Source organism: Acinetobacter sp. TY1, assembly GCF_048551395.1.
GTDB lineage: Bacteria > Pseudomonadota > Gammaproteobacteria > Pseudomonadales > Moraxellaceae > Acinetobacter.
Genome location: NZ_JBLYZK010000018.1, coordinates 1 through 14,707, shown reverse-complemented (window position 1 = coordinate 14,707; position 14,707 = coordinate 1). Strand labels below are relative to the sequence as shown.

Below are 14,707 nucleotides of genomic sequence, written 5' to 3'. Positions count from 1 at the left end.
CTCATTTTGAGAGTGATCAATTGCGATGACAGCGAAACCTTTCTTAACTTAGGAGAATCGTCCATGCGCGCCGATATTCACCCAAAATACGAAACTTTAGTTGCGACTTGTTCATGTGGTAACGTAATCGAAACTCGTTCTGCTCTTGGTAAAGAAACGCTTTATCTTGACGTATGTTCAGCTTGTCACCCATTCTATACTGGTAAACAGAAGAATGTTGACACTGGCGGTCGTATCGACAAGTTCAAACAACGTTTTGCTGGTATGTCACGTTCTATCAAACGCGACTAATCTGCGAAAGCAAAAAAAACGGGCATCTGCCCGTTTTTTTATGCCTAAAATAAGTGTAGAAACAATTTACGATTATCATGTGTAAAAAAACCAAGTCGAAACTTGGTTTTTTAATGTGGAAAATACTTTAATTACTGATCTTGTACATCGGTTAAATGATCCATTCTCTTTTGGAAATAATCACCTTGAATAAAGCGTACATCGACATTCCAAGCATTAGCAAAAGCATTCATATCATTCAGATTTTTGAGTAAAAATACCAATGGTTTTATCATTGTGTAATGTTGAATCATATTTTGTAGTTCTGCTAATGATTTTTCATCAGCCAACATGTCCGTATATTTTTCATCTAATGACAGTAGTGCTAAATCTGTTTGTTTTACAATAGCTTCAGTTGAAATTGTTGAACCGAAGTTACGTATAGCAATTTCTGCACCATGTTCACGTAATATATTAAATTGCTTTTGTGCTTCAATTGGACTTTTGGCAATATCTTCTTCATCAAACTGTAGAATGAGAGGATATGATAATTTACTACCCACAATGGTGATGAGTTTTGCTACTAATTCAGGGAATTGCTTATCTTGAAATAAAATATGTCGATTCAAGTTGATGATGAGTTTAGCATCAGGATATTGCGTAATAAAATTATGTAATTGTTTACATGCTTCGACCATAATCCAACGATCAAGTTTAATTGACAATTCAACATCATCATCTAATTCGACTAAACTACAGGTTTTTTTCCAATTGTTTTCATAAATGAAACCACTAGTGACTTCATAAGTATATAAGTTTGTATCTTGTTTATCATACAGTTGCTGATACTTCAGATGGATTTCACCTTTTTCTAACTTCTGTTGAATTTCTTTTAAGATTGGTGACTCACGTTGTACAGGTTCAATATTGAGCGTAGGTTGAATGATTGGTGTATTGAGCGGTTGTACATTAGGTACTGAGAGTTCTTCGTTTGAAATCAGCTCAATTGTGGTTTCTTGTAGTGTCGCTTCCAGTTGTAAGTCTGATGCAGATTCACGTTTTGGTAAAGACGTATCATAAGCCTTCGCCAATAAGCCTTCAAAATTCGCTTCGCTAAATGTTTCTAGTTGAATAGGGCTAAAACCAAGTTTGAGTTGTAAAGGGAATGTACGATTATTAATATTGAGTAATTGCTGTTTTTCTAAAGAGTTGAGTGCGGAAACTTTAGACTCAAGTGCTGTGGCAGATTCTGCTTGCATGATAATTGCGTGAAGAACGGTATTAATTTTAAAAACACGTTGTCCAGTTTGCTCTTTAATAAATGCTTTGAGTTGAGACAAATATGCTTTGGTATCAGCCCAATTTAAATGTAATATTTCGTCATCACATTTAGAAAAACTAAAAATAATTAGTGCATTGGCTGTAGCAGGTTGTTGAATCAAATGACGTTGAATCAAATGGAAGGTATCGTCTGCATTATTTGTTGGCGCTGATGCTACACTTGGTTGAGCGATTGGTGCAGTATTTGCAGTTTCTATTGCAATTTGTACCGTACCATCTTCACCTGGTAAAAACTCTATTGTAAGTGGATTTTCAGACAGTGCTTGTTCATTTTGTGTAGTAATTTCAAAACGACTAAGTTCTGTTTGCCCTTGCGTAAATTTTTTGAAACGAGTTTTGAAATCATTGAGATTCTTGGGTTTTAATACATCAAGAATCGGTAAGCCGAGAATGTCATCTTCGGATCCGATACCAAATAATTTTAAATATTCCTCATTGGCTTGTGAATGCATACCTTCTTCAAGAGTAGCTACAGCTTTCTTTTGCTCTTGAACCAATGCTTGTGCTTGCGTCTTTGCTGTATCTAAATCGCAGAGTAAGTTTTTTTGTGCTTGTAATGTTCGGCTATATGATAGTGCACGTATAGTACTGATATAAACACGTTCAGGGTGAGCAATATTGACAATGTCGTAAACACCTTTATGAATTAGGGTTTGATAATGCTCAGGCTTATAGTCTTGTGGTTTGAGTAATAGTACTGGAATATCAATTTGGGACGATGCATGAATGAGGGTAATCGCTTGTTCAAGTTTTAAATCATAAGCCTGACCAAAAATGACCAAATCCCAACAGGTATGCAATTGTTTTTCAAAGCTACTGAGGTCATCAAGCAAAATGGCATGGACGGGATGATTTTTACTTTGAAATATATTAAGAATTTCATTATATCTGATTTGGTTATCATCAATGATTAACAGTCTAGTTTCAGACAGTTTGAGTTTCTTAGATAATAATAAATTTCTCATTTCAAGGCTTCCCATACATCTTGATTATTTAGGTCATTGGATTGCTGGTGAATATATTCATCAATTAGGATTTTTTGTTCATCATTCAAAAGTTCAAAATCAAATTGAACAACACTTTGAGTAATCAGTAAAGTTTTGATTAGATAAAGTTTAATTTCCTGATCATTTAAACGAAGATGAATGGCTTGCTGTTCTTTAAAGAAGGGGAGATTGGGTAGAAGTATAGAATTGACTACCTGATCGAGTTCTTGTGTCTGAATCAACAATGCAGGGTGATAATTGACATTTGAGTGGTCAGTAGAGACTTTGACAGCACATGGGAAAATATCCTGTGCCAATATTTCAATACCAACTTCATATGTTTTATTGATGGATTGTTTGATCCAACGAACAGTTGCGCCTTTCCATTTATTTTGTGAATTTTCATTGACTAATAAAAACTCACCTGTACGTAAGCTTTTTGGTGCTTCATTTGCCCAACGAATACGATAGCCATGAATACTGATGTCTAAGACAGGAATTTGATGGATCTGCTTGGCTTCACGGTCTAGGGTTTTTATCAATTTAGGTGCACTAGAATCATTATTATTGGCAATGCTTGATTGCACATTGGACTCTGATTGAAATGCGTAATTATTTTTAAGTTGTAATGTTTCAGCAAAATTTTTCGCTTTAGATAAATAAAAATGCGCCGTTTGTAAACCAAAACATACACGTAACTGAGCAGAATACTCATAACGTTCATGTTGACGCTCAGGCGTACTGCCTAAAACATTTTGTACATGAAATTTGAGTGCAGTCGATAAATACATCTGCTCATTTTTGGACAAATATTCATTGTCTCTTTGAATAGTGATGTTGATATGTTCGAGTAGGCTTTGTGTCGAAATATATAAATTAGGTTGAAAACTTTCGTGTTGTCTGCGGTTATATACTGGTGGATGGTCTTTAGTGGTATCGACAATATAACGAGAGATAGATGATTCTCTTGGGAGTACTTGAATCATTTTTGACCAATCAAAACTACATTCATATAACGCTTGAATTTCACTTGGACGAATTTGATGAGTATTAAAAATATCGAGTAATAAGACTTGCGCATAGGCTTGTTGTATATTTTGAACAACATGATGCGTACCTTGTAATTGATTAATATTAATTAGGTATTCTTCATTTTTAATCGCCATTTCATACAGGTTGTGTGTTGTATACCATTGATTTGATAATGCAGAGCTATATAACATTTGTTGCTGAACGAGCAGTAAACAAATTTGCTCAAGAGCATAATAGGTGGCAAGCGTACGTGCTGTTTTTAGATTTTTTCGCTCATTAAACTTGAACAGCGAAAATTTTTGGTTTAAGAGCTGATGATGGCTACGATGTACAATATCAACATAGATATTGGTGAAGTAAATGCGCAAGCGAATGGTCAATTCAATAATATGTTCATTGCGATCTGAGTGAAAAAGTCCTTGATTATTAAAATGTTTTTCTAAGCTAAGCAAAACATTTTCAATAAATGGGTGTAAGACCTGAATGAGATCAAAGCGCAGGGTTTCATCACAGCGTAATGTAGATATTTCATGAACCGCAGTCATAATGGCTTCTGAGGTATCGCCCAACTGCATAATTGAGAGTTTTGAAACCCATTGACTCAGTGCTTGTACAGTTGGCTCAGCAAAGCTCAACTGATCACGACTGAGAACCGTAGTAGATTGGAAAATTTCAGAAGTTTCTTTATTTATCATTATGTTTTAACTCTTAAATTTAAAAGATTGTTACTCCATACAACGGGGTTTTATTTTGTTCTCCCGCAATTTCTCGGACAAGCTTAGGAACCAAATAGCCTGGTAAAGTCGCTAAAACCTCAGTGTAAATTTGATCAATTTTATTTGCTTCCAAATCAAAATGTTGAGCACCTTTTACTTTGTCTAAAACATGTAAATAGTACGGCATGACTCTCGCTTGAAATAATCTATGGCTCAATTCAGCTAATATTTCGGCAGAGTCATTGACGCCTTTGAGCAAAACGGATTGATTTAAAACCAAAATATCCTGTTGAACAAGATTAGCTAGTCTGCGACAAGTCAAATCATCCAATTCAGCAGGATGATTTGAGTGTACCACTAGAATAATCCGTAGCCTACTGTTTTTCAATAAGGAAACAAGCGCTTCATCGAGACGTTCTGAGATAGTCACAGGAACTCGTGAATGAATACGCAAAATTTGAATTTGATTGAGAGATTCTAGGCGTTCAAGCCATAAAGCGAGCTTTCGGTTGGATAATGTCAGTGGATCACCACCACTCAATATCACTTCATTAATATGTGGTTTGCTTAGAAGGTAATCACGAATATTAAGCCAGTCATCATTTTTAGGAAGATTTTCTTGATAAGGAAAGTGACGACGGAAACAGTATCGGCAATGAATGGCACAGGCACCTGTTAAGGTGAGTAAAAAGCGAGATTGATATTTGTGCAGTACGCCAGGAAGTTGATTAGCTTGTTCCTCACCTAGAGGGTCTGTGATAAATTCGATATGTTCTTCTAATTCGAGATGGTGTGGTAAAACTTGCAATAATAAGGGATCGAGAGGATTACCAATTTGCATTTTACTGACAAAAGCACGAGGGACACGTAATTTGAATTGTTCAGAAGCGAGCAATGCTCCCGAAAGTAAATCTTGTTCAGAAAGATTTAAGAGTTCGAGCAGTTCAGTCGGAGAGGTGATTAAATCGCTCATTTGCGATTGCCAATTTTGCTCTTGGTATATAAAGTTTGTCATGCCACGTTTGAATAAAATAATTAATTAATCGGTTTGGAGTTGTTTCAACTTTGCACTATAGATGTGCAACACCAATTGAAATGAAAGTGAATTGAAGATTTTACCCCCAAACTGCTTGGACAGGAATATTTTTTCGTTGCCCTGACATAGGTTGCTCATTTAGAATACATCCAAAATATGTAAAATGCATGTTTAGGTGACATTGCAAATGTTCGTTGTCTGAATACTTTGCCAATACCTATTTTGCATGTGTTGATTAATATAGTAAGTTTGGAGTGTGCCTGAATGGCCAATTATTCTACGAATGACTTTAAGCAAGGTCTTAAAGTAATGCTTGATGGTAACCCATGTTCAATCATGGAAAATGAATACGTTAAGCCAGGGAAAGGTCAAGCCTTTAACCGTGTAAAATTACGTAACCTAAAGTCAGGTAAAGTTTTAGAAAAAACGTTTAAATCAAATGAAACACTAGAAAGCGCAGACATCGTAGATGTAGAGATGGAATATCTTTATAACGATGGTGAATTGTGGAACTTTATGGATCCTGTAACATTTGAACAAATCACTGCAGACAAAGTTGCAATGGGCGATGCTGCAAAATGGTTAAAAGACGATTCAAATGAAAAATGTACAATTATGCTGTTCAATGGTGTTCCATTGTCAGTGAGCCCGCCAAACTTCGTGGTATTGAAGATTGTTGAAACTGATCCAGGCGTACGCGGGGATACTTCAGGCGGTGGCGGTAAGCCAGCTAAACTTGAAACAGGTGCAGTTGTACGTGTTCCATTGTTTGTACAGCAAGAAGAAAGTGTACGTGTGGATACACGTACAGGTGATTATTTAGAACGTGCATAATTACGTATAAATGATCTATGATTGAAGGGATGATGAAAATCATCCCTTTTTTTATTGAATGATAGAAAAGTATAAGAATCAAAAAATGATGAGTATGACTAATGCTAAATTTATGTCATATTCGTCATATAAGTTTAAAATAATGTTATGCCAAAGTCGTAGATGAAAATAAAAAGATGAGGAGTAGAGTCAACAGAAAAGTGTCACACGAAAATGCATTGCGCTTTATAAAAACAATGGAACTGCTTTTGTAATCAGGATGTGAGGTCTGCATGGAAAATACAGAAAAAAAATCATCACCCTTATCAAAATTGATTTGGGTGATTGTTGCTATTATCGGAGCCGTATCTTTTGGGATACTAGCTGTCAGTCGTGGTGAGCATGTCAATGCTGTTTGGCTCGTGCTTGCTGCTGTGTGTGTGTATAGCATAGCCTACCGATTTTACAGCTTATTTATTGCGACAAAAGTTTTTGAACTTGATGCACGACGTTTAACGCCTGCGCATCGACTTGCTGACGGTTTGGATTATGTGCCCACCAATAAGCATGTTCTTTTTGGACATCATTTTGCAGCCATTGCAGGAGCGGGTCCATTGGTGGGTCCTATTCTAGCTGCACAAATGGGTTATTTGCCCGGTACGATTTGGCTTCTCGTCGGTGTGGTATTAGCAGGTGCTGTTCAAGATTTCTTGGTTCTGTTTATTTCGACTCGCCGTGATGGACGTTCGCTCGGTGAAATGGCAAAACAAGAATTGGGTTCATTTGCAGGTGTGATCGTAATGCTCGGTGCATTAGGGGTAATGATTATTATCCTTGCTGTACTTGCGTTAGTGGTCGTAAAAGCATTGACCAATAGTCCATGGGGTGTGTTCACAATTGCGGCGACTATTCCAATTGCACTGTTCATGGGCGTATATATGCGTTATATCCGTCCCGGTAAAATTGCTGAAGTTTCCATTATTGGTTTTGTCTTGATGATGGCTGCCATTATATATGGTGGTGATGTTGCTCAACATGCCTATTGGGGACCATTCTTTACTCTAACAGGTACGCAACTGACTTGGGCGCTGATCATTTATGGCTTTGTTGCTTCAGTTTTACCTGTTTGGTTATTGCTTGCACCGCGCGATTATTTATCAACATTCTTAAAAATTGGTGTGATTGTTGGTCTAGCAATTGGCATTTTGGTAGCAATGCCGATGTTGAAAATGCCTGCGACAACACATTTTATTGATGGTACGGGTCCTGTGTTTGCAGGTTCTATGTTTCCATTCCTATTTATTACGATTGCTTGTGGTGCAATTTCAGGATTCCACGCACTTGTTTCATCAGGTACAACACCAAAACTGATCGATAACGAAGTTAATATTCGTGTGATTGGTTATGGTGGTATGTTGATGGAATCATTCGTTGCAATTATGGCAATGATTTGCGCAACAGTTCTTGAGCCGGGTATTTATTTCGCGATTAACTCACCTGCGGCAGTTTTAGGTACAACCGTTGAGTCGGCTGCTGAAGCGGTACGTACGTTAGGTTTTGTCGTTACACCTGAAGCACTGAGTTTGTTAGCAAAGGAAGTGGGTGAAAATACCATTTTATCTCGTACAGGTGGTGCACCTACATTTGCAATTGGTATGGCACATATCATTACCGAGATTTTCAACAACCGTTCAATGATGGCATTTTGGTATCACTTTGCTATTCTGTTTGAAGCACTGTTTATTTTAACTGCTGTAGATGCAGGCACACGTGCTTGTCGTTTTATGGTTCAAGATACAGTGGGTATTGTAGTTCCTGCTCTAAAAAACTCACATAACTTTGTGGGGAATTTAATTGGTACAGGTATCGCAGTTGCAGGTTGGGGCTTCTTCGTTTATCAAGGTGTGGTCGATCCACTCGGTGGTATTAACAGCTTATGGCCGTTATTTGGTATTGGTAACCAAATGTTGGCAGCAATGGCATTGACACTCGGTACAGTAATTTTGTTTAAGATGAAGAAAGAAAAATATGTTTGGGTTACCATTGTCCCAACAGTATTCTTAATCATTACCTGTATGACAGCAGGTTGGCAAAAGATTTTCCATTCCAATCCTAAAATTGGTTTCTTGGCACAAGCAGATAAGTTCAAGGCTGCAATTGCGAAGGGTGAAATTTTAAAACCTGCCAAAACGCTTGAAGAAATGCAAACGATTGTATTCTCAAATCAGATCAACGCTGCGCTGTGTGCATTTTTTATGATCGTTGCGATTATTATGATTATTGCTGCAATTGGAGTGATTCGCCGTGCATTGGCAAATCCTGAACCAAGCGTAAATGAAAGCGAAGCGATATATGTTGATCCTTCAGAAACCATCGTGACGTCAGCGAAACATTAAGATGAGAAGGTGAGTGATATGAATCTAAAATTTGCAAAAAATGGTAAAACAGTGATTTATAAAATCATTAAAATGACCGTGATGGCGCAGAAGGATTTAATCTTTTCTCCAAAAAATTGGTCACGAATTGCGACTTTATGGACACGTTTACAGCAAAGTTTCAGATTGATGGTTGGGGTTCCTGATTATCAAACTTATGTGGAACATATGCAAAAAAATCATCCTGACTTAGAGCCAATGGACGAAAAAACCTTTCATCGTTATTGTGTCGATGCTCGTTATCCAACAGCAGGTGGAACTTTGAAGAAGTGTCCGTGTTGATGTTTAGATAAGATATTAAAAAGTAAAAAACGGCTCTTCGGTGCCGTTTTTTTATATTCTGAATTTGATGCATTAGTTAGGCATAAAATTAGACGAATGATTAATCTTTGAGTATTTGTTAAAACCGTGTATGTTGAACCGAGCATCATCAATTAGATTAGGAAAAATAGATTATGATTTGGGGATTGAAAAAACAACAACAAAATGAAGAAGTCACATTACTTGCTGATGATGTACTGACACCATTTTATCCTCAAATTGATGCCTTCTTAAGCCAGATCAATCAAATCATTTTAGATAAGCCTGAGCAGACGCAACTTGCTTTATGTAGCTTGCTTGCAGGTGGACATTTACTTTTTGAAGATTTACCTGGTTTAGGGAAAACCACGTTGGCAAGCAGTTTGTCACACCTCGCAGGCTTGCAGTTTCAGCGGATTCAATTTACCAATGACATGCTTGCAAGTGATGTGATTGGCATCAATATGTTTAATCAAAAAGAACATCAATTTGATTTTAAACAAGGTCCTATTTTTACTCAAATTTTATTGGCTGATGAAATCAACCGCAGTAGTCCAAAAACCCAAAGTGCTTTGCTTGAAGCGATGGAAGAAGGCAATGTCACCGTCGATGGTACACGTTATGAATTACCCAAACCATTTTGGGTGATTGCGACACAAAATCCACTGTTTCAAAGTGGTACATATGCCTTGCCTGAATCACAACTTGATCGCTTTTTGATGCGCTTATCTTTAAGTTATCCATCTCGCTCGGCAGAAAAACAACTCTTACAACAAGATGCTCGTCAAAAAATGATCAATACGTTGCAAGCAGTGTTTAAGAGTGAAGATATTTTACAATTACAACAATGGGTGCGTCAGATTTATTTAAGTGATGCTGTACTTGAGTATTTACTTGATTTAACAGAAGAAACACGGAAAGGACGACATGGTTTGTCTACGCGTGGTGTGCTAGCACTGAAATTGGCAGCTCAAGCACATGCCCTGATTAGTAAACGTAGTTTTGTGACTCTTGATGATGTCCAAGCTGTTTTTGTTGCGGTGGCATCTCATCGGATTGGACTAGGCGAAGCGGAAACACGTTTATTGATGCAGCAGGTTGAAGCGAAAGGATAGTGTCATGTCAATGCGGATGAAGTTTCGACAATGGCTCAGTCAGCGTTTCCAATACCATGGCGTAAAAACTTTACGCCAAAATGATGTTTTAGTATTTATTTATAAACAAGGCTTCCTTTATTTAGTCTTGATTCTCATTACATTCATTGCAGGAATTAACTATGCAAATAACTTGATTTTAGGTTTTTGCTTTTTGATGAGTGCAATTTTATGTATCAGTTTTTACGTGACATTTAAACAACTGCATGCTTTAAGTATTGAGGTGATTGCACCTAAAATTGGACGATCAGGTGACGCTTTAACGCTACGATTATCTTTTAAGCAGGCAACGTTGAGCCCTAAATATTTACAAATTCGCTATGCAAATCAGGTGGAGCCTGTTTTATTACAACAACTTAATCAGCAAGTGGAACTAATTTTTCAGCCAACTGAACGAGGGTGGTTTGTTGTTCCTGAAATCCAAATATTTTCGACTTATCCTTTGGGGTTAGTTCGTGCATGGACGTATTGTTATTTTCAGGGAGAGATTTGGATTGCACCAAAAGCTATGGATTCTCAGAAGGAAAATTCACAAGCTTCGAGTAGTGGTGAACCTGATCTTGATGAATTTCGGGAATTAAGAGCATTCAGAGAAGGTGATTCTTTACAAGCGGTGTCTTGGAAGCAGGCTGCACGAGGGCAGGGCTTATATATTAAACAATTTGAAGATCAATTTGATGCAAAAATAGTAGAAATTGATTATGCACAGATGCCATCGACATCACACGAAGAGCGTTTAAGTTTAATGATGGGTATGGTGGACCGTTGTGAAGCTGAAAATATGTTGTATAGCATGAAATTACCAACACAACAGTTAGTTGTTGGGCATGGGGAAATACAATTTTTCAATGCACAATTAATGTTGGCAAAGGCGTGATATGAATATTTTTAAATGGCGCTCAGTACAGCCTAGTCAACAAGATCAGAAACAACAAAATTATGTGCAGCAAAAGCCTCCAAGTACACCAATTACAAGACTTACACGTCTAAGTGTATTGTTAACACTTGCGATTATTTGGATTGCTGAATTAGCGTATTTCCCCATAGCATTGAGTGTGATTTTTGCATGTATGTGGATCAATTTGCTATGGAACTATAAAAATTCAATTCAGCCATTTCACATTCAAAAAACATTATCAAATCAAACTAAAAATAGAATCCAGCAGGGGATTAAAGTCATTTTGACGCTATTCGCTTTAATGGTGATTTGGCTGAATTATGGTACTTTTGTGGGTGTTGAAGCAGGCACAGCAGCACTCGCAACATTTTTATATGGCAAAGCGCTCGAAACAAAACAATCACGGGACTATATCGTGTTGTTTAATTTTGCATTATTTGTTAGTGCTAGTCTTTTCTTGCACAGCCAATCGGTGTTGATGGCGATGATGGTACTGTGTAGTTTATTAGGAAGTTTGGTTGGTTTATATCAACTGCAAACGGGGCATTATGTTCAGAGCGGTCAAACGCAGGCCTCCTTAAAAACAGATACAGTGCATGTACTAAAAGTGATAGGACTTGCGGTTCCTTTTTTTGTTCTACTTTTCATGTTTTTTCCACGCTTGCCGCCATTATGGCAAATTCCTGTGAGTAGTCAGCAAGGTGTAACAGGAATCAGTGATCGTATGTCACCGGGCGATATTGCGGAGCTTTCGCAATCTTCTGCGCTTGCGTTTCGAGTGATGGGTGATTTAAAGAAATTACCGCCCCGACAAGATTTATATTGGCGGGCAATGGTGCTTGATCAATATGATGGTCAGACTTGGACAAGTCATCCAAGTAATCAAAGTGTAGTCAATATTACGCCTGAAACGACATCTACCATTAAACAGACTTTTAATTATCAATATCTTGCGGCAGATAACCAAACGCATTGGGTGATGGGGCTTGAGGCGTCTATTCCCAGTCAACGTGGTTTTCAGGTCAATCTAGATGGTGCAATTATTCCAACACGTGCTGTGCAACGTACACAACCGATTCAACTACAGTGGGTTGGTAAGCAACTTCCTGTCGAGAGTGATGTATCCTCAAATACATTTTTAAATCAAAGAAGTACACGCTTTCAACAACACTATGATCCAAAGTCACAGCAGCTTGCTATGCATCTTTGGAATACGGCACAACATCAACCAAAGCAGTATGTTCAGCATGTTTTGGCTTGGTATAAACAGAATCATTTCTCTTATACGCTCACGCCTGGAACATTGGCGCAGAACAGAGTGGATGGGTTTTTATTTCAAAGTCGTCAGGGTTTTTGTGAGCATTATGCTTCGAGTTTTACCATGTTGATGCGCTATGTTGGTATTCCTGCACGTGTAGTAGTGGGTTATCAAGGGGGGCAATTTGCCCCTGATGGTCAGAGTTGGGAAATTCGACAAATGGATGCACATGCATGGACGGAAGTTCAGTTGGATGGAAAATGGCAAAGAATAGATCCGACTTTTATCATTGCACCGAACCGAATTGATCAGGGTATGCAAGATTTTATGCAAAATGATCAATCTGTATTTGGTGACAATTCAACGAGTATATGGAAATATCAGCAATTTAATGCTTTAAAAACGCTACGTGTATGGAGTGATTACGCTAGTTATCAGTGGCAAAGTAAAGTAGTTGGTTATGACGCTGAAAAGCAGACTAGTTGGATGGCAAAACTAGGTTTAATATCAAGTTATTCATTTGCTTTAGTGTTAATGCTTGGTTTGTTGGGGCTAGGAGGACTCTATTTTATAGTTGTTCAAATTCGACAATATTTAGCCATTTCAGCAGTAGATCGAATTCTGTATCGTTTTTCGAAGCATTTAGATGAGCCATTTTATAAACAAACATCTGAAACATTTGAGCAATGGATGTTTCGCTTATCTGAGTATGCTGATATTCAAACATCATTCTTAGAGGCAAATCAGATTTATCAAAAAATTGTATATATGAAGCAGGAAGATAAAATGCTTTTAAAACAGTTGGATGTTTTGCTTAAACAATGTGCATCTGAATTAAAAAATAATAAAAAGGCTTGTCATGTGCTATGAAAATGAATACTATTCTCAGCACTTCAGGTGTATAGCTCAGTTGGTTAGAGCGCTACGTTGACATCGTAGAGGTCAGCAGTTCGAGTCTGCTTATACCTACCAAAATTCAAAGCTAGAAATAGCAAGGGTTCTAAGCAAAAACAATGGCTTAGAGCCATTTTTTATGCCTATAATAATATGTGCTATAGTTTCGGTAGTTTCGGAAACATGCGAAATTGAGTAATTATCGAAACTAATTTACGTCATGAAAATACCAAAACCTAGAAAACGCGGTGAAGCTTATTACATTGAGATTATGATTAATGGGAAACGCTCATCTGCAACTCGTGACACGATAAAAGAATGCACTCAATCGGCTTACAAACGCCTCATGGAACTGCAACTTAAATATGAAAAAGAATTAAAAGACTTAGATAAGCCCAAATGTAGTCTGAGTGAACTTTTTAATTTATATTACGAAAAAGTCGGGCAATTTACCAAATCCAAAAATTATATTAAAAACCATATTAAATGGCTTGATCGTTATTATGGCGATTTAGTTGAGTGCTCGGTTCACGACTTTTGAAGTTTGTTAAGAAGTTTATGGTGTACCTAATTATCTAAGTAGTATTAATACCATTTTACTAAACGAAGTTACAACGCTATTCCGTCTTAGTAATTATAAAAATGGGGCACATGCAGGTTTTATTTTACATATGACTAATGCACTACAAACTCAGGATGATGTTCAGGATTTAGAAGACTCTCTTGAAAATTCAAAAGGGGCAGAGAACTTTAAGAATCTATTAATTTACACACCTGGTGGGATGAAAGATGGTGTTAAAGTTATTCCACTGGCAGAAGTTGCAGCTAAAGATGAATTTTACAATACAAAAATTGCCAGTCGTGATGATCAACTTGCAGGGCATCACATACCACCACAATTGATTGGCGTGGGACCACAAAATGCAGGTGGTTTTAGTAATGTCGAAAAAGTAGCTAAAGTTTTTTATTAGAATGAAATTGTGTATTACTAAAATCCACTGAAACAGATCAATGAAAGGTTAGGGGTTGAGGTCATAAAATTCAAAAATTATGAACTTTTATCACGAGGTGTGTAGTCAAATTATTTATATGTAGAAATTTTTGGAAATAAAAAAAGCCCAACATCCTGTTGGGCTTTTCCGTACTAATACCTGACACTCCGTGTACTTTATCTTATTATCTTTGTCAGAACATCATGTTCCTGATGTTTCATAGTATAGAAAGCTTTTTTTTAACCACATATTGGCAAAATTCTTAAAATATTGTGAGCCTAAGCGCACAATATTCTATGCTGAAGTTATCATACATAAGCATTAGCGTACTAAATTTCGATTTAACTATAAATATTTAAGAAAAGGAATTTGCTTATTTTTATGTTTAAATTCAGAAAATTTTAGTATTAATGGATATAGTAATACACTTAAAATAATAGTGATTAACCATAATGTTATTACATGATTGACTCCGAAATATTGCCTATGAGTTGTTCTGATATACGCTGAATTATCAGGAGACTTTCCCTTGGGAGATTCTAGGCAGCCAACTTATAAAAGTCTTCGGCCATTTGATTTGGT

General features: G+C 37.0%; 12 protein-coding genes and 1 tRNA gene. 10 read left to right on the top strand and 3 right to left on the bottom strand.

The genetic code is table 11. The features are described from left to right. Positions 1–63: 63 nt before the first annotated feature. Complete coding sequence (gene rpmE / locus ACK2M2_RS11005; protein ID WP_409511012.1) at positions 64–291, top strand: 50S ribosomal protein L31; 228 nt, start codon at positions 64–66, stop codon at positions 289–291. A gap of 131 nt (positions 292–422) precedes the next feature. On the opposite strand, the gene ACK2M2_RS11000 is transcribed toward rpmE, so the two are convergent. The 3 genes from ACK2M2_RS11000 to epmB are packed head-to-tail and all read right to left on the bottom strand — an operon-like array spanning position 423 to position 5,360. After that, the gene (locus ACK2M2_RS11000) at positions 423–2,591 is read right to left on the bottom strand and encodes an EAL domain-containing protein (RefSeq protein WP_419348371.1); all 2,169 of its coding nucleotides are present in this window, start codon (positions 2,589–2,591) and stop codon (positions 423–425) included. Continuing rightward, positions 2,573–4,324: a GTPase gene (locus ACK2M2_RS10995; protein ID WP_419348368.1), complete on the bottom strand. Its 1,752-nt coding sequence runs from the start codon at positions 4,322–4,324 to the stop codon at positions 2,573–2,575. The genes ACK2M2_RS11000 and ACK2M2_RS10995 overlap by 19 nt, the downstream gene beginning before the upstream one ends. 19 nt (positions 4,325–4,343) lie before the next feature. Then, a complete protein-coding gene (gene epmB / locus ACK2M2_RS10990) occupies positions 4,344–5,360 on the bottom strand; it encodes an EF-P beta-lysylation protein EpmB (RefSeq protein ID WP_419348365.1) in 1,017 nt (338 codons plus the stop codon). 285 nt (positions 5,361–5,645) lie between these two features. Between epmB and efp the strand changes: the two genes are divergently transcribed. The 9 genes from efp (at position 5,646) to ACK2M2_RS10945 (ending at position 14,104) form a co-directional block, all read left to right on the top strand. After that, on the top strand, positions 5,646–6,215 hold the full coding sequence (gene efp, locus ACK2M2_RS10985) for an elongation factor P (RefSeq protein WP_409511016.1): 570 nt from the start codon (positions 5,646–5,648) through the stop codon (positions 6,213–6,215). A gap of 272 nt (positions 6,216–6,487) precedes the next feature. Next, the gene (locus ACK2M2_RS10980) at positions 6,488–8,590 is read left to right on the top strand and encodes a carbon starvation CstA family protein (protein ID WP_419348361.1); all 2,103 of its coding nucleotides are present in this window, start codon (positions 6,488–6,490) and stop codon (positions 8,588–8,590) included. An 18-nt stretch (positions 8,591–8,608) separates the two neighbouring features. After that, positions 8,609–8,911, top strand: a complete 303-nt coding sequence (locus ACK2M2_RS10975; protein WP_409511018.1) for a YbdD/YjiX family protein — start codon at positions 8,609–8,611, stop codon at positions 8,909–8,911. A 173-nt stretch (positions 8,912–9,084) separates the two neighbouring features. Further along, positions 9,085–10,044 carry an AAA family ATPase gene (locus tag ACK2M2_RS10970; RefSeq protein WP_419348357.1) on the top strand — a complete coding sequence of 320 codons (960 nt, stop codon included), beginning with the start codon at positions 9,085–9,087 and terminating at the stop codon, positions 10,042–10,044. 10 nt (positions 10,045–10,054) lie between these two features. Next, a complete protein-coding gene (locus ACK2M2_RS10965) occupies positions 10,055–10,960 on the top strand; it encodes a DUF58 domain-containing protein (protein ID WP_419348451.1) in 906 nt (301 codons plus the stop codon). A 91-nt stretch (positions 10,961–11,051) separates the two neighbouring features. Next, positions 11,052–13,109, top strand: coding sequence for a transglutaminaseTgpA domain-containing protein (locus ACK2M2_RS10960; RefSeq protein ID WP_419348449.1), 2,058 nt, complete (start codon positions 11,052–11,054; stop codon positions 13,107–13,109). Between the two features lie 25 nt (positions 13,110–13,134). Then, positions 13,135–13,211, top strand: a tRNA-Val gene (locus tag ACK2M2_RS10955). 142 nt (positions 13,212–13,353) lie between these two features. Further along, positions 13,354–13,674: a hypothetical protein gene (locus ACK2M2_RS10950; RefSeq protein ID WP_419348355.1), complete on the top strand. Its 321-nt coding sequence runs from the start codon at positions 13,354–13,356 to the stop codon at positions 13,672–13,674. Between the two features lie 130 nt (positions 13,675–13,804). Continuing rightward, entirely contained in the window at positions 13,805–14,104 is a 300-nt protein-coding gene (locus ACK2M2_RS10945) for a hypothetical protein (protein ID WP_419348352.1), read from the top strand. Positions 14,105–14,707 lie beyond the last annotated feature (603 nt).

Bases quoted from the DNA above. Each gene is read 5' to 3' on its own strand.
- ACK2M2_RS10980 (WP_419348361.1), top strand. From the start codon at position 6,488: ATGGAAAATACAGAAAAAAAATCATCACCCTTATCAAAATTGATTTGG.
- rpmE (WP_409511012.1), top strand. From the start codon at position 64: ATGCGCGCCGATATTCACCCAAAATACGAAACTTTAGTTGCGACTTGT.
- ACK2M2_RS10970 (WP_419348357.1), top strand. From the start codon at position 9,085: ATGATTTGGGGATTGAAAAAACAACAACAAAATGAAGAAGTCACATTA.
- efp (WP_409511016.1), top strand. From the start codon at position 5,646: ATGGCCAATTATTCTACGAATGACTTTAAGCAAGGTCTTAAAGTAATG.
- ACK2M2_RS10995 (WP_419348368.1), bottom strand. From the start codon at position 4,324: ATGATAAATAAAGAAACTTCTGAAATTTTCCAATCTACTACGGTTCTC.
- ACK2M2_RS10965 (WP_419348451.1), top strand. From the start codon at position 10,055: ATGCGGATGAAGTTTCGACAATGGCTCAGTCAGCGTTTCCAATACCAT.
- ACK2M2_RS10950 (WP_419348355.1), top strand. From the start codon at position 13,354: ATGAAAATACCAAAACCTAGAAAACGCGGTGAAGCTTATTACATTGAG.
- ACK2M2_RS11000 (WP_419348371.1), bottom strand. From the start codon at position 2,591: ATGGGAAGCCTTGAAATGAGAAATTTATTATTATCTAAGAAACTCAAA.
- ACK2M2_RS10945 (WP_419348352.1), top strand. From the start codon at position 13,805: ATGACTAATGCACTACAAACTCAGGATGATGTTCAGGATTTAGAAGAC.
- ACK2M2_RS10975 (WP_409511018.1), top strand. From the start codon at position 8,609: ATGAATCTAAAATTTGCAAAAAATGGTAAAACAGTGATTTATAAAATC.
- epmB (WP_419348365.1), bottom strand. From the start codon at position 5,360: ATGACAAACTTTATATACCAAGAGCAAAATTGGCAATCGCAAATGAGC.